Source organism: Mycetocola sp. CAN_C7, from assembly GCF_015752285.1.
Lineage (GTDB): Bacteria > Actinomycetota > Actinomycetes > Actinomycetales > Microbacteriaceae > Mycetocola_A.
The window spans coordinates 349,563-366,041 of the sequence record NZ_JADOUY010000003.1; the positions used below are offsets into that span (position 1 = coordinate 349,563).

16 protein-coding genes are annotated in these 16,479 nt (G+C 67.1%); 7 read left to right on the forward strand and 9 right to left on the reverse strand.

Translation table 11 applies throughout. From position 1 onward, the window contains the following. From IWX78_RS08355 to IWX78_RS08370, 4 genes are read left to right on the forward strand one after another with little or no spacing between them, the layout of a single operon-like run. Nucleotides 1-966, forward strand: a complete 966-nt coding sequence (locus tag IWX78_RS08355) for a carbohydrate ABC transporter permease (RefSeq protein WP_196833059.1) — start codon at nucleotides 1-3, stop codon at nucleotides 964-966. Beyond that, on the forward strand, nucleotides 966-1,832 hold the full coding sequence (locus IWX78_RS08360) for a carbohydrate ABC transporter permease (protein WP_196833060.1): 867 nt from the start codon (nucleotides 966-968) through the stop codon (nucleotides 1,830-1,832). Before IWX78_RS08355 ends, IWX78_RS08360 begins: the two co-directional genes overlap by 1 nt. Before the next feature lie 2 nt (nucleotides 1,833-1,834). Further along, nucleotides 1,835-2,905 carry a glycoside hydrolase family 130 protein gene (locus IWX78_RS08365; protein ID WP_196833061.1) on the forward strand — a complete coding sequence of 357 codons (1,071 nt, stop codon included), beginning with the start codon at nucleotides 1,835-1,837 and terminating at the stop codon, nucleotides 2,903-2,905. 35 nt (nucleotides 2,906-2,940) lie between these two features. Further along, a complete protein-coding gene (locus tag IWX78_RS08370) occupies nucleotides 2,941-4,965 on the forward strand; it encodes a hypothetical protein (protein ID WP_196833062.1) in 2,025 nt (674 codons plus the stop codon). Here the strand turns inward: IWX78_RS08370 and IWX78_RS08375 are convergent. Beyond that, nucleotides 4,962-5,801: an exodeoxyribonuclease III gene (locus tag IWX78_RS08375; protein WP_196833063.1), complete on the reverse strand. Its 840-nt coding sequence runs from the start codon at nucleotides 5,799-5,801 to the stop codon at nucleotides 4,962-4,964. The genes IWX78_RS08370 and IWX78_RS08375 overlap by 4 nt on opposite strands. 102 nt (nucleotides 5,802-5,903) lie before the next feature. Between IWX78_RS08375 and IWX78_RS08380 the strand changes: the two genes are divergently transcribed. Genes IWX78_RS08380 through IWX78_RS08390 form a run of 3 tightly spaced genes read left to right on the forward strand, consistent with a single transcriptional unit; the run spans nucleotide 5,904 to nucleotide 8,404 of the window. Further along, nucleotides 5,904-6,905 carry a TIGR03557 family F420-dependent LLM class oxidoreductase gene (locus IWX78_RS08380; RefSeq protein WP_196833064.1) on the forward strand — a complete coding sequence of 334 codons (1,002 nt, stop codon included), beginning with the start codon at nucleotides 5,904-5,906 and terminating at the stop codon, nucleotides 6,903-6,905. 3 nt (nucleotides 6,906-6,908) lie between these two features. Then, nucleotides 6,909-7,688: a coenzyme F420-0:L-glutamate ligase gene (locus IWX78_RS08385; RefSeq protein ID WP_196833065.1), complete on the forward strand. Its 780-nt coding sequence runs from the start codon at nucleotides 6,909-6,911 to the stop codon at nucleotides 7,686-7,688. Nucleotides 7,689-7,744: 56 nt separating this feature from the next. Then, nucleotides 7,745-8,404, forward strand: a complete 660-nt coding sequence (locus IWX78_RS08390) for a dihydrofolate reductase family protein (RefSeq protein ID WP_196833066.1) — start codon at nucleotides 7,745-7,747, stop codon at nucleotides 8,402-8,404. A gap of 55 nt (nucleotides 8,405-8,459) precedes the next feature. On the opposite strand, the gene IWX78_RS08395 is transcribed toward IWX78_RS08390, so the two are convergent. The 8 genes from IWX78_RS08395 to paaE form a co-directional block, all read right to left on the reverse strand. After that, on the reverse strand, nucleotides 8,460-9,287 hold the full coding sequence (locus IWX78_RS08395) for an ABC transporter ATP-binding protein (RefSeq protein WP_196833067.1): 828 nt from the start codon (nucleotides 9,285-9,287) through the stop codon (nucleotides 8,460-8,462). After that, a complete protein-coding gene (locus IWX78_RS08400; RefSeq protein WP_196833068.1) occupies nucleotides 9,284-10,363 on the reverse strand; it encodes a putative F420-0 ABC transporter permease subunit in 1,080 nt (359 codons plus the stop codon). The genes IWX78_RS08395 and IWX78_RS08400 overlap by 4 nt, the downstream gene beginning before the upstream one ends. Further along, the gene (locus IWX78_RS08405; protein WP_196833069.1) at nucleotides 10,360-11,358 is read right to left on the reverse strand and encodes a putative F420-0 ABC transporter substrate-binding protein; all 999 of its coding nucleotides are present in this window, start codon (nucleotides 11,356-11,358) and stop codon (nucleotides 10,360-10,362) included. The genes IWX78_RS08400 and IWX78_RS08405 overlap by 4 nt, the downstream gene beginning before the upstream one ends. 145 nt (nucleotides 11,359-11,503) lie before the next feature. Then, nucleotides 11,504-12,358 (reverse strand): ABC transporter permease, encoded by an 855-nt coding sequence (locus tag IWX78_RS08410; RefSeq protein WP_196833070.1) that lies wholly within the window; start codon nucleotides 12,356-12,358, stop codon nucleotides 11,504-11,506. After that, nucleotides 12,345-13,334, reverse strand: a complete 990-nt coding sequence (locus IWX78_RS08415) for an ABC transporter ATP-binding protein (protein WP_196833071.1) — start codon at nucleotides 13,332-13,334, stop codon at nucleotides 12,345-12,347. Before IWX78_RS08415 ends, IWX78_RS08410 begins: the two co-directional genes overlap by 14 nt. 8 nt (nucleotides 13,335-13,342) lie before the next feature. Next, on the reverse strand, nucleotides 13,343-14,431 hold the full coding sequence (locus tag IWX78_RS08420) for a LolA family protein (protein WP_196833072.1): 1,089 nt from the start codon (nucleotides 14,429-14,431) through the stop codon (nucleotides 13,343-13,345). Between the two features lie 142 nt (nucleotides 14,432-14,573). Next, nucleotides 14,574-15,344 carry an enoyl-CoA hydratase/isomerase family protein gene (locus IWX78_RS08425; protein WP_196833073.1) on the reverse strand — a complete coding sequence of 257 codons (771 nt, stop codon included), beginning with the start codon at nucleotides 15,342-15,344 and terminating at the stop codon, nucleotides 14,574-14,576. Between the two features lie 18 nt (nucleotides 15,345-15,362). Continuing rightward, nucleotides 15,363-16,478, reverse strand: a complete 1,116-nt coding sequence (gene paaE / locus IWX78_RS08430; protein ID WP_196833074.1) for a 1,2-phenylacetyl-CoA epoxidase subunit PaaE — start codon at nucleotides 16,476-16,478, stop codon at nucleotides 15,363-15,365. Nucleotide 16,479 lies beyond the last annotated feature (1 nt).

Genomic DNA, 16,479 nt, shown 5'->3' on the forward strand with positions numbered 1-16,479 from the left:
ATGTCATCCGACACGCTGGACCGCTCCGCGGGGGCAACGCGCCCCCGCGGCTCGGCGGGCGCAGGACGGCGCAGACGACCGACGACGCAGCGGGTGCTGGGCAAGCACCCGCTCGGGTGGTTGCTGAGCGCGCCGTACCTGGTCTTCGTCCTCCTGATTTTCGCGTACCCGCTGATCTTCGCGGTGTACATGTCGCTGCACGACTACTTCTTCGCCGCCCCAGGAGCGGTCGTCGACCGGCCCTTCGTCGGCATCGACAACTACGTCGCCGCGCTGAGCGACCCGGACGTGCTCCGGTCGTTCGGCAACGTCGGGGTGTTCCTGCTGATCAACGTGCCCCTGACCGTCGTCCTCTCGCTCGTGCTCGCAACCGCGCTGAACAGGGTGGTGCGATTCCGCATGTTCTTACGGGTGAGTTACTACGTCCCATACGTCACAGCGAGTGTGGCAGTCGTCGGGGTGTGGATGTTCCTCTTCAGTGGCTCCGGGCTCGTCAACACCCTGCTCGGACCGCTGGCCCCCGATCCGTCGTGGCTCATCAACCCCGCACTGGCGATGCCCACCATCGCACTCTTCGTCACCTGGAAACAGCTCGGGTTCTTCATCCTGCTCTACCTCGCCGCGCTGCAGAACGTTCCTGAAGAGCTGTACGAGTCGGCATCCACCGACGGGGCGGGCGCGGTGCGATCGTTCTTCTCGGTCACCGTCCCCGGGGTGCGGCCGGCGACCGTGCTCGTGCTCGTGCTGTCGACGATCACCGGCGCCAACCTGTTCACGGAGCCCTACCTCCTCACCGGCGGCGGCGGCCCGAACGGGGCATCCGCTTCGCCCGTCTTGATCATGTACCAGGAGGGCCTGCAGCAGGGCAAGCCGGGATTCGCCGCCGCAATCGGTGTCGTGCTCGTCATCGCCGTGCTGATCATCGCGCTCCTGCAGAACCGATTCGCAGGAGGGAAGGAAAAGTGATGTCGAAACGACACCATCGTGTGCCCGGCCAGCTCAGCCGTGGGCAGGCAATACTCCGGGGGGTCGTGCTCGCCATCGGCGCGCTCATCTTCCTCTTCCCGTTCTACTACATGGTGGTCGGCTCACTGCAGTCGACCCCTGACACGACACTCGGCGGGCTCTTTCCGAACCCGGCGACGTTCACAGGAGACAACTACGTCGCCATCAACGAGCGGGTGAACCTGTTCTCCGGGCTTCTCAACTCGGGGATCTTCGCGGGTGCCGTGGTGCTCGGAACAGTGATCTTCGGGATGCTCGCCGGCTATTCCCTCGCCGTTCTGGAGTGGCGCGGTCGAGGAACGACTTTCGCCCTGGCACTGCTCGTGCAGGTCGTGCCGTTCCAGCTTCTGATGATCCCGCTCTACGTGATGATCGCCAGGGATTACGGACTCGGAGACACCCATCTGGGCATGATCCTGCCCTACCTGATCAACTCGACGGCCGTCATCATCTTCCGTCAGTACTTCCTGCAGGTGCCCCGGGAACTCTTCGACGCCGCTCGGATCGACGGTGCAGGGGAGGTCCGGTTGCTCTGGAATGTAGCAATCCCCTTGGTCAAGCCAGCGCTCGTGACCGTCATCCTGCTCACCTTCATCGGTCCGTGGAACGAGTTCCTCTGGCCGTTCCTCGTGACCAAGGATGCCAGCCTGCAGCCGTTGGCCGTCTCCCTGGCCAACTACATCTCGACCGTCGCGGCGTCGACGGCGAATCCGTTCGGCACCATCCTTGCGGGGGCCGTGGTTCTCGCAGCGCCGGTCATTGTCCTGTTCATCTTCTTCCAGCGGTACTTCATCTCCACGGACATCGGGTCCGGCGTGAAAGGTTAGACATGTCAGCCACACTTTCCCCCTTCCCATACAAGCTCACCAGGGTCGGCGTCGTCATGACGCCTGAGCCCGGCAACGCGCTCGAGGCCGAAGGGGTCCTCAACCCCGGTTCGGGCCGCGGGCCGGACGGCGAACTCTACCTGCTTCCGCGGATGGTCGAGTCCGGCAACGTGTCACGCGTGGGTCTCGCCAAGGTCGTCGTCGAAGACGGCATCCCGGTGTCGGTCGAACGTGAAGGCGTCGTGCTCGCGCCCGACCGCGGCTGGGAACGCGGCGTCGGCAACTCCGGGGTCGAGGACCCGCGCATCACCTGGATCGCCGACCTCGGACTCCACGTGATGACCTATGTCGCCTACGGCCCGCTCGGGCCGCGCAGCGCCATCGCCACCTCGCCCGACCTGCGCGAATGGACGAGGCTCGGCCCCGTGCTCTTCGCGTACGACGACGCGCTCGACATGGACCTCAACCTGTTCCACAACAAAGACACCGTGTTCTTCCCCGAAGCGGTCACCGGGCCGGATGGCGTGAAGAGTTACGCGGTGCTTCACCGCCCGATGTGGGACCTCGACGAGGTCAAGCCCGGCCAGGGCATCCGCGTACCCGCCGGGGTCGAAGACGAACGGCAGAGCATGTGGATCAGCTTCGTCCACGTCGCGGACGTCGCCGACGACATCCGTTCACTCACCCTCTGGCGCGGGCACCGATTTCTTGCCGGGCCCCAGTTCGCCTTCGAAGCGGTCAAGGTCGGAGGAGGCCCTGCGCCGCTCCGCGTGCCGGAGGGCTGGCTGCTCCTGCACCACGGTGTCACCGGAAAACTCGCGCGCGCATTCGACCAGCAGCAGAACGTCAATTACGCTGCCGGCGGCATGATCCTTGACGCCGACGAGCCGTGGAAGGTTCTCGCTCGTACCGAGGAGCCGCTCCTCGCGGCCGAGACCGACGACGAGAGGAGCGGAATCGTTCCGAACGTCGTCTTCCCCACCGCGATCGAAGAGATCGACGGCAGGCATTTCGTGTTCTATGGGATGGCTGACTCAAAGATCGGCGCAGCCCAGCTTGAAAGCGTAAGCTGACCTGCACTCGCAGGGACGCGAGTGAGAGGAACGGCATGATGCTGACAGGGACACGCCACCGGGTCGTCGCGGGACTGACCGCTGCCCTCCTCACGATCGGGACGCTCGGTCTCGGCGTTGCCGTCCCGGCGACGGCGGCCCCGGCTCCGCTGACCAACCTTGCCCACCTCGACTTCCTGCTCGACGATGTCGCTCCGTCGTCGACGGCCGAGCACACGACCTACCGCCTCGCAGAAGAACCCGACCTCGTCATGCCGTGGACCTACGCGGATGCCCGCGACGGCGGGACCTTCGAACGGGTCGGTGGCGGACCGCTCGATCCTGCGACGGGATATTGGGGTCAGGGCGCATACAACGCCGACGACGTCACCCGGGCAGCGGTCGTGTACCTGCGACACTGGAAGCAGTTCGGCGACGGCGCGTCGAAAGACAAGGCCTACGAACTTCTCCGCTCGGTCGCATACCTGCAGACGGTCTCAGGCCCGAACGCCGGCAACGTGGTGCTGTGGATGCAGGACGACGGCACGCTCAATCCCAGCGCCGAGCCGGTCGAGCTTCCTGACCCATCCGACTCGGCCGAAAGCTACTGGGTCGCCCGCACCCTCTGGGCTCTCGGCGAGGGATACGCCGCCTTTCGCGACGTCGATGCGGAGTTCGCCGAGTTCCTTCAGGACCGCATGCAGCTCAGCGTCTCGGCCGTCCAGCGCCAGGTTCTCGACACCTACGGCACTTACCTCGTCGTCGACGGGGTGAAGCTTCCGTCCTGGCTGATCACCAACGGCGCTGACGCCAGCGCGGAAGCGGTGCTCGGACTCGCGGCGTACTCCACGGCAGCGCCCACGGATGCTGCCGCGCGCGACACCCTGAAGAAGCTCGCTGAAGGAATCTCCAAGATGGGTCAGGGCGACGTGCGTACCTGGCCGTACGGCGCGATCCTGCCGTGGGCCGAGTCCCGCTCGAACTGGCACGCCTGGGGAACCCAGATGCCCGCGGCCCTCGCCGCGGCATCCACCGCTCTCGGCCAGCCGAAACTGCTCACCCCGGCGATCGCCGACTCTGCCGTGTTCGACCCGATCCTGCTCACCGCCGGTGGCCCTGACAACGCCTGGCTTCCCTCGCCGATCGACCGAACCCAGATCGCCTACGGTATCGACTCGCGCCTGCAGTCCCTGATCGGTGTCGCGAAAGCCGGGTCACGTCCCGGGCTCACCGAACTCGCCGGTCTCGTCGGCAGCTGGTACTTCGGCACCAACGCTTCGGGTGAGGCCGTCTACGATCCTGCCACCGGCGTGACGTACGACGGTGTCGCCGCCGACGGAACGATCAACCGCAACAGTGGCGCTGAGAGCACCATCCACGGTCTGCTGTCGATGCTCGCGCTCGACGCGAATCCGGAGGTGGCCGCGCGTGCGACCGGAGCGAATGCCGTCGAATCCCGGGCCGGACTCTCCGTCGTCGAAGCGGAGACGACAGCTGTCACGACCGGCAACGTCGTCGTCCCTGCCTCGAAGTGGACCGGAGAGTCCGAATATTCGAGCACCGGGTACCTCGAGTTGACACGGGGAGAGACCGCGAGGTTCAGGCTGCCGGCGTCGTCGTCGGCCCGGATCATCGAGCCCGTGATCTTCTCAGCCGAGAACGGCAAGGCGAGGTCGCTGTGGCGGAGCGGTGTGCTGCCGCTCGGAGTGCTCAAGCACGGAGTCGGCGCACAGGGCATCACCGCCGTCCCCGGAGCGCTTCTGCCGCAGTCGCTGCCGATCCCGGTTCCGGCGAAGCTGTCGAGTGTGTCTGTGGCCTCGCTCACAGGAACGGTGACCGTGGATGCCTTGCTCGTTCGCCCGGTCATCGGCCGCCTCGTCTTCGCAGGAGCTGCAGGCAGTACCGAGCTCGCCCACTCTTCCGGGGTGCTCCCGCAACGGGTCGTCCTGAACGAGGGCGGAACAGCGGGAACGCTCCGCAGTTACGACTCCGGCGGAAAGCTCGTCGCCACCTACGCGATCTCAGGTACGGCGACCATCACGATGAAGCCTGGTGGCTTCGCCGTGGTGACCAGCCCTTAGAAGATCATCGGCCGGTCGTCGTCGTCCTCGGTCGCGAGATCGAGGTCGACGAGGACAGGCACGTGGTCGCTCGGGGCTTCGCCCTTACGCTCGTTGCGGTGGATCGAGGCATCCGTCACCAGGTCGGCGAACGCCGGCGAGCCGAGGATGAAATCGATGCGCATGCCCTCGTTACGGGGGAAGCGCAGTTGCTTGTAGTCCCAGTAGGTGAAACCGTCAGGGACGATCGGTCGAACGACGTCGGTCAGGCCGATCTCACCGAACGCCGCAAGGGCGTCGCGCTCCGGCGGGGAGACATGGGTGGACAGGCCGGGAACGACGGTGGGATCGCCCATGTCCGAGTCGAACGGGGCGACGTTGAAATCGCCCAGAAGCGCGAAGGGGACGCCGGGGTTGGCGGCGAGCCAGCCGGCGGCATCCGCTTTCAACCGTGCGAGCCAGTCCAGTTTGTAGACGTAGTGCGGGTCGTCGAGTGCACGGCCGTTCGGCACGTACAGGCTCCACAGCCTGACCCCGTGAACGGTGGCGCCGAGCGCGCGCGCTTCGAGCGGAAGCCCTGGCCCTTCTTCGCCTTTGAGGAATCCGGGCATGTCGGTGAATTGCGTGACGACATCCGTCATCGGGAGGCGGCTGGCGATGGCCACACCGTTCCACTGGTTCAGGCCGTGGACGGCGACCTCGTAGCCGGCCTCCTCGAACTGCTCGAGCGGGAACTGCTCAGGCTTGCACTTGATCTCCTGCATGGCCAGGACATCGACGTCCTCACGGATCATCCAGTCGACGGTGCGGTTCACGCGGGCTCGAATCGAGTTGACGTTCCAGGTGGCGATGCGCATGGACTCCACGCTATCCGAGGCCACGGACCCTCGATGACACCATGCTGTCAATCCCGGCCGCTCGGCGCAGACGAGCTCGCCCGTGTGCGCGAAGATGGGGGGATGGGTTCTCTTTCGATCGGCTACGCGGCGATGCTCGAGCAGTTCGCTCCGCAGGAGGCGGTTGCTCTCAGCGCCCTCGCTGAGCAGCATGGCTTCAGCGGGGTGATGGCAGCGGACCACTTCCAGCCGTGGGTGCCGCAGCAGGGCCAGTCGTCGTTCGTCTGGAGCGTGCTTGCCGCGCTCGGTGAACGCACGACGGGGGATTTCGGGCCAGGGGTGACTGCGCCGACGTTCCGCTGGCATCCGGCCATGGTCGCTCAGGCATCGGCGACGCTCGCGGCGATGTACCCGGGCAGGCACTGGCTCGGACTCGGGTCAGGCGAGGCTCTCAACGAGCACATCGTCGGCCAGTACTGGCCTGAGGCCCCCGAACGCATCAACCGCATGTTCGAAGCGGTCGACGTGATCAAGAAACTCTTCGCTGCGTCGCTCGCCGGTCGCGACGTCAAGCACACCGGCCAGTTCTTCAAGCTCGAGTCCACGCGGCTGTGGACCATGCCAGATGTCGCGCCCGAAATCCTGGTGGCAACGGCCGGGCCGGTGACGGCGAAGCGCGCAGGCAAGAACGTCGACGGACTCATCACCGTCGGTGCGCCGCTGGAGAAGATCGCGATGCTGTTCACCCGGTTCGCCGAGGGCGCGCGCGAGGCGGGCAGGAACCCGGCGACGATGCCGAGGGTGCTGCAACTGCACCTGTCGTGGGCGCCGACCGATGAGGAAGCCATGCGCAACGCCCTGGTCGAGTGGCCCAACGGCGGTATGAAGTTCCCGAAGGCGGACATCCGTTCTCCGTTCGAGTTCGAGCAGATGGCGAAGATGGTTCGCCCGGAGGACTTCGACGGCCGGATGGTCGTCTCGTCAGACCCCGACGTGCACCGCGCGCACATCCAGCGGTTCGCCGACCTCGGCTTCGACCGGATCTACCTGCACAATGTCGGTCGCAACCAGCGCGAGTGGATCGAGACCTTCGGTCGCGACGTCCTCCCTGCACTGGTGCGCTGAGCGATGCTGAGCATCTGGGCACCGGACGGCATTCCGGAGATCGACGCAGGAACCGACCTCACCACTGTCGTTGCGGATGCCGTCGGCACCGACCTGCAGAACGGCGACATCCTCCTCATCACGTCGAAGATCGTGTCGAAGGCCGAGGGCAGGCGGGTCGACGCACTCGACCGGGAGCAGGCCATCACCGACGAGACGGTGCGCGTGGTCGCCAGCCGGGAGCATCCGAACGGGGTCACTCGAATCGTTGAGAACAAGCTCGGTCTCGTGATGGCCGCAGCGGGTGTCGACTCGAGCAACACGCCTGACGGCACTGTACTGCTGCTCCCCGTCGACCCGGATGCCTCCGCGCGCACAATCCGCGCCGGCCTGCGGTCACGCCTCGGCATCGCGGTCGGGGTGCTCATCACCGACACCGTCGGACGGCCGTGGCGTGACGGCCAGACCGACATCGCGATCGGCGCTGCTGGCGTCCGTGTGGTCGACGACCTGCGCGGACAGACGGATGCCTCCGGCCGACCCCTCACCGTGACGATCACGGCGGTCGCAGACGAGTTGGCCGGCGCAGCCGACCTGGTCAAGGGTAAGGCGTTCGGTCGGCCGGTCGCTGTCGTGCGCGGTCTGCCTCACCTGCTTACCGACGACGACGGACCCGGCGCTCGCGCTTTGGTGCGCGACGCCGAGAAGGACATGTTCCGTCTTGGCAGCGACGAGGCCTGGGCTGCCGGTTTTGCGGCAGCCTCGGCTGTTCCGAGGGGAAACCCGGAGGCCGGTAACACTTGAGCCGTGCGGGGCGGTGACCATAGGGTGATCGCCAACGACAAGCGCTTGGAGAGAACATGTCCCTGGTCCGCGTGCACAACTTCTCGGTCTCGCTCGACGGCTTCGGTGCGGGGGAGGGCCAGCAGCTCGACGCTCCGTTCGGTCACGCCGGCTCGCGGCTCATGGAGTGGGCGGTCGGCACACGCACCTTCCGCGAGATGGGCATTCCTGGGGAGTCTCCCGGGTCATCCGGCGTCGACGACGCGTTCGCCAGGAACTGGGGCTCGGGGATCGGCGCGGAGATCATGGGGCGCAACAAGTTCGGCCCGCAGCGTGGCCAGTGGGAGGACGACGGGTGGAAGGGATGGTGGGACGCCGACCCCGTCTTCCACACCCCTGTCGTCGTTCTGACCCACCATCCCCGCCCGGCGCTAGAAATGGAGGGTGGAACAACCTTCCATTTCATCGATGCCGACCCCGTCGCCGCGCTCGAGCAGGCTCGGAACCTGGCCGGCGGCCTCGACGTCAGGATCGGTGGCGGCGTCAGCACGGTTCGGCAGTTCCTCGCAGCCGATCTGATCGACCACCTGCATATCGTGCTCGTACCGATCGTCCTGGGCAGGGGCGAACAGCTCTGGGATGGACTCGAAGAACTCGAGCAGCGCTTCGACATCGAAGCCACCCCGTCTCCCTCCGGAGTCGTCCACCTGATCTTCACCAGACGCACGGCAGGGTGACCGCTGATTCTGGAGGACAAACCGGCAGCCGATACGCCGATCGACCCGAAAAACGTCAGGTGGTGTCGAACGCGATCAGCGGCCGGCCGGTGCGCGGGTGCTCGAGCACGTCTGCGCGCACACCGTAGACCTCGCTGATGAGGTCGCCGGTGAGAACGGATGCCGCCGGCCCAGCCGCGACGACCCGCCCTGCGCTGAGCACGATCACCGCGTCGGCGTATGCCGCGGCGATGTTGAGGTCGTGGAGGGCAGCGACCGCGGTGAGACCTGCAGCTGTCTGTGCGCGCACCAGGGAGAGCAGGCTCAACTGGGCGCGCACGTCCAGGTGATTGGTCGGCTCATCGAGCAGCAGCAGCTTTGGCTCCTGTGCGAGAGCCCGCGCGAGATGGACGCGCTGCCGCTCACCGCCTGACAGGGTGTCGAATGGACGATCGGCGAAGGCCGTCATCCCGACGGCTGCCAGGGCATCAGCACCGATCCGCCGGTCATCCGGGCCCTCGGCAGACCAGCGGCCGATGTGCGGCGTGCGGCCGAGCAGCACGACGTCGCGCACCCGCAGTCCGGTGTCCCCGTCTCCGTGCTGCTCGCTCAGGGCGACGAGCCTGGCGCGGTCGCGCCGCTTCAGGGCGAGTACGTCGTCGCCGTCGAACACCACCGTTCCCGACTGGATCGGCAAGGTGCCGACCATCAGCTGCAGCAGCGTCGACTTTCCGGCACCGTTCGGGCCGATCACCGCTCCGAACGAACCGACAGGCAGGTCGATGTCGACGCCATCGATGATCATCCGACCCTCGCGGGAAAAGACCAGCCGGTGAGCTGACAGTGCGGACTCGCCGGTGCGGGCGGCAACCGCGTCGCCGACGCCGTGATCGGTCGTCGTCATGAGATCCTCCGCGCCCGGAACAGCAGCAGCGCGAAAACCGGTGCGCCGACGACAGCGGTGAGGATACCGACCGGCAATTCGCGGGGGTCGAACAGGGTGCGTGCTCCGGTGTCGATCCAGATCAGGAAGATCGCTCCGGCCAGGGCCGAGAGCGGCAGGACGATGCGGTTTCGTGGCCCGGCGACGAGCCGGACGGCATGCGGCAGGATGAGCCCGACGAAGCCGATCGAGCCGGAGACGGCGACCATTCCTCCGGTGAGCAGAGCGGTCGCGGTGAGCAGCAGCCACCTGGTCGAGTCGACGCCGACACCGAGAGCGGATGCCGCCTGGTCGCCGAACGCGAACGCGTCGAGGGTGCGCCCGGTGAGCATCAGCGGCAGGCCGACGATGAGAAGAGCACCGAGGGCGATCGCGACAGCGGGCCAGCGTGCTCCGCTGAGTGAGCCGAGCAGCCAGCTCAGGATCTCGCGGTAGGTGTCACCGGTCGCCGACCAGAAGATCACGAGACTTGTCAGAGCGCCGAAGAAGCTCGACACCGCGAGCCCTGCCAGCACCGTTCGCGTCGGGGTGAGGGTGCCTGAGGCTCCGGCGAGCAGCAGGGTCGCGAGGAGCGCGGCGATGGCCCCCGCGAATGCGGCGACGGGCAGCAGAACGCCCAGGCCGAGCAGGATGACGGCGACAGCGCCGAGGGATGCTCCTGACGACAGCCCGAGGAGGTACGGGTCGGCGAGCGGGTTGCGGGTGATCGCCTGCATCACCGTGCCGGCGAGCGCGAGCCCGGCGCCGACCGCCGCAGCGGTGAGAACCCGCGGCATCCGCAGTTCCCAGACGATCCCGTCACGAAGCGGCGACAGAACCTCACCGCCGAACAACGTCGGATCAAGCCCGACGTGACCGAGAACGGAGCCCCACACCTCGGCGGGGCGGATGTCTGCCGGACCGAACGTCACGGTCACCACGATCGACAGCAGCAGAACGACGGACAGCACTCCTCCCCAGACCGCCGTCGGCACGCGGCGGACGGCCGGGCCGACGCGACGTGCCGTCCGGGGAGGGGGTGCTGCCGTTGCTGTCACAGGCCGAGCGCCTCCAGCTGGTCGGCGAGCGTGGTGGCGGCTTCGACGTTGCGCACCCCACCCTCGGTCGCGGCGAACGGCACTGTGACGTACCGCTCGTTGACGACGGCGTCGAGTTTGGCGGTGGCCGGGTTGCTCTCCAGCACGCCGATCTTCTTCTCCGCTGTGCCCCAGTCAGAGACGACGAGCACGATCACATCGGGGTTGGCGTCGACGACGGCTTCCCAGTTGAACGGGGTCCACGAGTCATCCACCCCTGCCGCGATGTTGGTGAGGCCGACGGCATCCATGATCATCTGCGGTGCACCGCTGCCGGCGCCGACGTACGGGGTGTCTGAACCACTCGAGTACCAGAGCGCGCTGAGCCCGTCGACCGGGCTGATCGTCTCCAGCTCTGCCCGTTGCTCGTCGACCAGCGTCGCTGCGGCAGCTGAGACGTCGAAGATGGCGCCCATCTCGGTGATCTGGTCGAAGACGTCATCGAACGCGAGGGTGTCCGGCCGACCGGCCTCCTTGCACGCGGCAGGCGAGACGTAGGTGTTCACGCCGAGGTCGCCGAGCGTCGCACGGTCACCGGCGGCGTCTGCGGCGAACGCCGACTCCCAGCCGGCGTAGACGAGGTCGGGTTCGAGGTCGAGCACGGCCTCCTGTCCTGGGACCTTGTCGCTGATGACGGGGACATCGTCGCCTCCGAGCGAGGCGGGGACGGGGCCGTCGGGGAAGGCCTGGCCGATAATCCGGTCGCCGAGCCCGAGTGCCAGGAGCATCTCGGTCGACGTGGACTTCACGGTCAGAACCTTTTCAGGCGCCTTGTCGAAGGTGACCTCGGTGCCGCAGTTCTCGACGGTCAGCGGGTAGGAGGATGCCGGGTCGGCGGCGTCAGGGGACGGCGCAGTGGTCGGTGACGCGGCGCAGCCGGTCGCGGCGAACACCGCGGCGGCAGTGCCGAGAAGCGCAACGGAACGAAGAGAGCGAAAACGGGACAGGGATGTCATGGGACCTCTGGGGTGTGAAACGGCGGAGTGCAGCACTGTCGTGCCGGACGACCCGCCACCCAAGTCCGGGCAAGCTCAACCGGTCAAAGCCAACCGGTGGTCATCGTCAACGATACGCCCCTGACGTTTCGCCCGGGTAACACCGTCAGGACAGGATGTCCTTCGACGCGAAGCGACCGTACGCCAGCGAGAAGAAGACAAGGACATATCCGGCCTGGAGCACCGCGTTCTCTCCGAAGGTGCTCCAGTCGAGTGGCTGGCTGATCAGTCCTGAAAATCCGAGCCAGTGATGGCTGAACAGCCACGGGTGCAGCCACGCCAGCTGCGGCAGCACATCAAGGATCTGCGCGACGACGGAGACGACGACCGTCGCGGCCATCGCGCCGACCGGAACCGAGGTCAGCGTCGAGATGAAGAGACCGATGGCGCTGAGGCCGAGGAGCGAGACGGCGACGTATGCCGCGACGAGCGCGGACCGCGCGAACGATTCCGGCACGCTGATGAGATCGCCGGAGAGCAGCGTCACCGGGCCGACGGGAAAGAGCAGGGCGCCGATGAGCGTGCCAGCGACCACGAGCGTGACAGCTGCCGCCGCGCAGAAGACGGCTGCACCGGTGAACTTGACGAGGAGCAGGCGGATGCGGCCGGCCGGCGCGACGAGGAGGTAACGCAGGGTGCCGTGGCTGGCTTCGCCGGCAATCGTGTCGCCGGCGACCACCCCGATCGTCAGGGGGAGGAACAGGGGAATGGCGACGACCATCGCGGTGAAGCTGACGAAGAGACCGTTCTGGGTGACCCGGTCGAGGAACGGAGGACCTTCCCCCGGGTCGAGCGACGCCGATGACAGGCGCACGGCGACAGCGAGCAGGATCGGAATCAGCGCGACCGCGGCGAGCATCGCCCAGGTCCTGCGTCGGCGGAACAGCACGGCCAACTCTGACCACAGGAGTCCGAGCCCTGCCGCCAGACGCCCGGTCGGTGAGGATTCACCTGACGACATCGAATCCCTCCCCGGTGAGGGCGACGAACCGGTCTTCGAGGCTCGGCTCGTCGATCCGGAAACCGCGCACACGAACACCGGAAGCCACGAGAGCAGGCACGATGGCGTCTGTGTGTGCTGAGTCGATCGAATCGCCCGTCAGCCGCGCGGTGACCTCGGCATGGTCGCCGTTCGTGGGCGGGAGCGACGGTTCGAGTCCCAGTCGTGCCAGGACGGATGCCGCGGTGCCGGCATCCGGTGTTCTCACGCGCAGGGTGCGCTCGCCGGCACCGCGGAGTTCGTCGAGCGAACCCTGCGCGACGAGCGCACCGGCACTGAGGATCGCCGCGTGGGTGCACACCTGCTCGACCTCGGCGAGGAGGTGGCTGGAGACGAACACCGTCGTGCCCTCCGCGGCGAATGACCGCACCAGAGCGCGGACCTCGCGGGTGCCCTGCGGGTCGAGCCCGTTGGTGGGTTCGTCGAGCACAAGCAGTTCCCGCGGCTGCAACAGGGCGTTCGCTATTCCGAGACGCTGCTTCATGCCCAGCGAGTACGCTCCCGCTTTCTTGCCGGCAGCGGCACCGAGCCCGACCCGGTCGAGTGCGGAACCCACCCGGTCGCGCCTGGTACGCGCAGACGCGTTGCGGTCGGCGCTGTCGAGCCGGCGAAGATTGTCTTCTCCAGACAGGAACGGATAGAACGCCGGACCTTCGACGAGGGCGCCGACGCGGGGGAGCACGTCACGCAATCGGTCGGGCATCCGCTCACCGAGCACGCTGATGTCGCCGCTCGTCGCCTCGACCAGCCCGAGGAACATCCGGATGCTCGTCGTCTTGCCTGACCCGTTCGGCCCGAGGAAGCCGAACACCGACCCACGCGGAACGGCGAGGTCGATGGCGTTCACGGCAATCTGTCGACCGAATCTCTTCGTCAGCGACCGGGTCTCGAGAGCAAGCGCCCCGCCGGAATCGAATGCAACAGGGACCGGTGGCACGGCCGGGATCAGTTCACGCCGGCAGCGGCCTGCAGCCGCTCGACAGCGACGGAGCCAGCGAGGACGCGACCGTCGTCGGTGAGAAGCACGTTCACAAGAGCAGTCGACAACAGGCGGCCTCCGTCGACCTCGGTCGTCAGCTCGGCGAAGAGGGGGTTGCTCGAGACATCGTCCGGTACAGTCCCTGCGGGCAGTTCGACGATCGCGGCCCAGCCGGTTCCGGTCACAACCGGGCGGTCTCCCGCGTCTGGTTCGGTGGGCGGTTCCGAGTGTTCAGGAGCGGAGGGGAACGGCGTCTCCTCGACGGTCACTCCGTCGCCCGGTGCGAAGGTGAACAGGTCAGCCGAGGGGGTGGCGAAGTCGATGGCTGTGAAGCCCACCTCGAGCGCCGGTTCGTTCTGACCTGATGCCGCAACCGATACCTGCAAAGGAAGCCCGGTCTCGGAGTCGACCGAGATCGAGATCGACTCCGCCAGGGTCCCCGAGGCTTTCGGAGTGAGGATGAGCTCGTACACGGTGCGTCCGGCGACCGTCGAGTCGGTGCCGACGGCGAAGTCGGTGCTGTCGCCGAGTTCGTCGATCACACGGTCGGCGACCTCAGCAGGGGTCGCCAGAGCCGACGCGGCGTCGAGCTTGTCTGTGATCGCCGATGTCACGTCCGCGGGGATCGCCACGTGGGTGGCCACATTGGTCTCGGAGTCGTAGAACCAGGCATCCGTGCCGTTGCTGATGAGGTTGCGTTCGGCGAGGACATCCTTCGTCTGAACTCGCAGGTTCAGCGGCCCGTCTGCAGAGACCCGGGCTTCCTGGGTGCCGCTCGACAGTTCGAGCGCCGTGCCGACGAGACCGGCATCGGAGGATTCGCTGCCGCCACCGATTCCATCCGGGAGTGTCGGCAGGCCAAGAGCTGCGGTCTTTTCGACCGTGCCTGAGAACGAGTCCTCGGTACTCTCACCGATCAGCTGAAGGACCTCGTCTGCGGTCTTGTCTGGCAGGTCGACTGACGCGCCGGCCTGGAGCGGAACGGCGACGATCGCCACGGCGATCACGCCAGGAACGACGACGGCGGGGAGCCACCTGAGTGATTTTCGTGACACGGTTCACATCCTCTGTCAGACCACGGCGTCTGTGAGGCGCCGCCGTTTCGGTCATGGTACGCCGCCGACCTGTGAACTGCACCCCTGTTCTCCCGCCCGGTTCCGAGCATCCGACCGCACTGGGCGCCTGACGGTCCTTCCATCAGTGGCCGGTGAATCTCGGCCGCTGCTTCGCCTGGAACGCGGCGAATCCTTTCCGGTAATCGACGGTGGAAGCGAGCGCGGCCTGTGCCGTGTTCTCCAGTGCCATCGACTGCCACAGGCCGAGCCGCTCGTCGCGCAGCCGGGCCACGAGTCTCTTGCTGGCGAGGAACGCTGCTGTGGCGCCGACGGACGCCGCTACGGCGGCCGACTCCGTCGCCTCGCGCACCGCGTCTGCGGGGAACAGCCGGCTGAACAGCCCGGATCCGACCGCTTCGGTTCCCGACATCAGGCGGCCGGTATAGATGAGGTCGAGGGTTTTGTGGGCACCGAGCCGGTCGGTGAACAGCGCGTGACCACCGGAGTCGAGTGTCGCACCGAGGGCGGCGAACGGGGAGCCGATCTTCGCCGTGTCCGCCACGTAGACGACATCCGTTGCGAGGAGGAGCCCGAGACCCACACCCAGGCAGGCCCCGTGTGCAGCCGCGAATGTCGGTGCGGGGAATGCGCTCATCCGTTGGAGGAGCGGAGTCACCAGCCCGTCGAGGAATCCGGACACGTCGTCTGTCGCCGGGTCCACCGCCGAGATGTCGCGCCCGGCGCAGAAAGCCCGCCCGTCGCCCCTGAGCACGAGTGCGCGAACGGCCGCATTCTCGGCGTCGACGTACGCGTCGTCGAGCGAGCCGAGCGCTGCGGCATCCAGCGCGTTCAGCTTGTCCGGTGACGACAGGGTCACGTATGCGACGTCGTCGGCGATGCGGAGGTCGATCATGACGGCCTTTCTTCGTCGTCAGACGTCGTAGTCGACGACAACGGTCGGGGTGGTCGGGTGCGACTGGCAGGTGAGAATGAAGCCGCGGTCGAGTTCGTCGGGTTCGAGGGCGTAGTTCTCGGTCATCGTCACGTCGCCGGAGACGAGCCGCGCACGGCAGGTGCCGCAGACGCCTCCTGCACAGGCGAACGGAACGTCGGCGCGCACACGGAGCGCGGCGTTGAGGATGCTTTCGTTCGCGCCCACCGGCGTTGTCACCGTTGCCGTCTGGCCATCGAGGGTGAACTCGATGCCGATGGTGGCGTCACCCGGTCGTGCGACGACGGCGCGTCCGCGGTCGCCGGCGGCGCGGCTCGGGTCGCCCGGTGTGAAGAGCTCGAAGTGCACGGTGGCCGGATCGGTCCCCCTGCGCTCCAGTGTGCTGCGACACAGTTCGACGAGGTCGAACGGGCCGCAGAGGAACCATTCGTCCACGGTTTCCGGCAGCAGGATCGAGCGGAACATCAGCTCGAGCTTGTCGGCGTCGATCCGCCCGGAGAGCACGGGACTCGAGCGGTGCTCGCGGGACAGAACGTGGTGCAGGGCGAGTCGCGCCGGGTATCGGTCCTTGAGGTCGGCGAGTTCGTCGAGGAACATCACATCGATCGCGGTCCGATTGGTATAGATCAGTGTGAACCGGGAGTTCGGGGACCCCCCGAGCACGGCGGAGGCGAGCGACATCAGCGGGGTGATTCCCGATCCGGCCGCGATCCCGGCGACGTGCTTGTCGGCCAGGTCGTCGACGGGGATGGTGAATGTGCCCTGCGGGCTCATCACGTCGACCCGATCGCCGATGAGCAGGGACTCGTTCGCCCAACTGGAAAAGGCACCGCCGAGGTCACGCTTGATGGCGACGCTGATGCTCCCTGTCGTCGGCGGACGGCAGATCGAGTAGCTGCGACGCAGTTCGTGCCCGTCGACGAGGGCTCGCAGGGCGACGTGCTGTCCCGGCGAATAGCCGTACGAGCCGTGCAGTTCGGGGGGAACCGCGAAGGTCACCTCGACGCTGTCTGCGGTGAGCGGGCGGATGCCTGACACCTCCAGCGTGTGGAACCGGGCGCGGTGCTTCGTCGCCGGGATGTTCCTGGCGGCCACG

Excerpts from the sequence above, each read along its gene's own strand:
- IWX78_RS08365 (WP_196833061.1), top strand. The coding sequence starts at position 1,835 with ATGTCAGCCACACTTTCCCCCTTCCCATACAAGCTCACCAGGGTCGGC.
- IWX78_RS08355 (WP_196833059.1), top strand. The coding sequence starts at position 1 with ATGTCATCCGACACGCTGGACCGCTCCGCGGGGGCAACGCGCCCCCGC.
- IWX78_RS08405 (WP_196833069.1), bottom strand. The coding sequence starts at position 11,358 with ATGACATCCCTGTCCCGTTTTCGCTCTCTTCGTTCCGTTGCGCTTCTC.
- IWX78_RS08360 (WP_196833060.1), top strand. The coding sequence starts at position 966 with ATGTCGAAACGACACCATCGTGTGCCCGGCCAGCTCAGCCGTGGGCAG.
- IWX78_RS08385 (WP_196833065.1), top strand. The coding sequence starts at position 6,909 with ATGCTGAGCATCTGGGCACCGGACGGCATTCCGGAGATCGACGCAGGA.
- IWX78_RS08370 (WP_196833062.1), top strand. The coding sequence starts at position 2,941 with ATGATGCTGACAGGGACACGCCACCGGGTCGTCGCGGGACTGACCGCT.
- IWX78_RS08380 (WP_196833064.1), top strand. The coding sequence starts at position 5,904 with ATGGGTTCTCTTTCGATCGGCTACGCGGCGATGCTCGAGCAGTTCGCT.
- IWX78_RS08390 (WP_196833066.1), top strand. The coding sequence starts at position 7,745 with ATGTCCCTGGTCCGCGTGCACAACTTCTCGGTCTCGCTCGACGGCTTC.
- IWX78_RS08410 (WP_196833070.1), bottom strand. The coding sequence starts at position 12,358 with ATGTCGTCAGGTGAATCCTCACCGACCGGGCGTCTGGCGGCAGGGCTC.
- IWX78_RS08375 (WP_196833063.1), bottom strand. The coding sequence starts at position 5,801 with ATGCGCATCGCCACCTGGAACGTCAACTCGATTCGAGCCCGCGTGAAC.
- IWX78_RS08395 (WP_196833067.1), bottom strand. The coding sequence starts at position 9,287 with ATGACGACGACCGATCACGGCGTCGGCGACGCGGTTGCCGCCCGCACC.
- IWX78_RS08425 (WP_196833073.1), bottom strand. The coding sequence starts at position 15,344 with ATGATCGACCTCCGCATCGCCGACGACGTCGCATACGTGACCCTGTCG.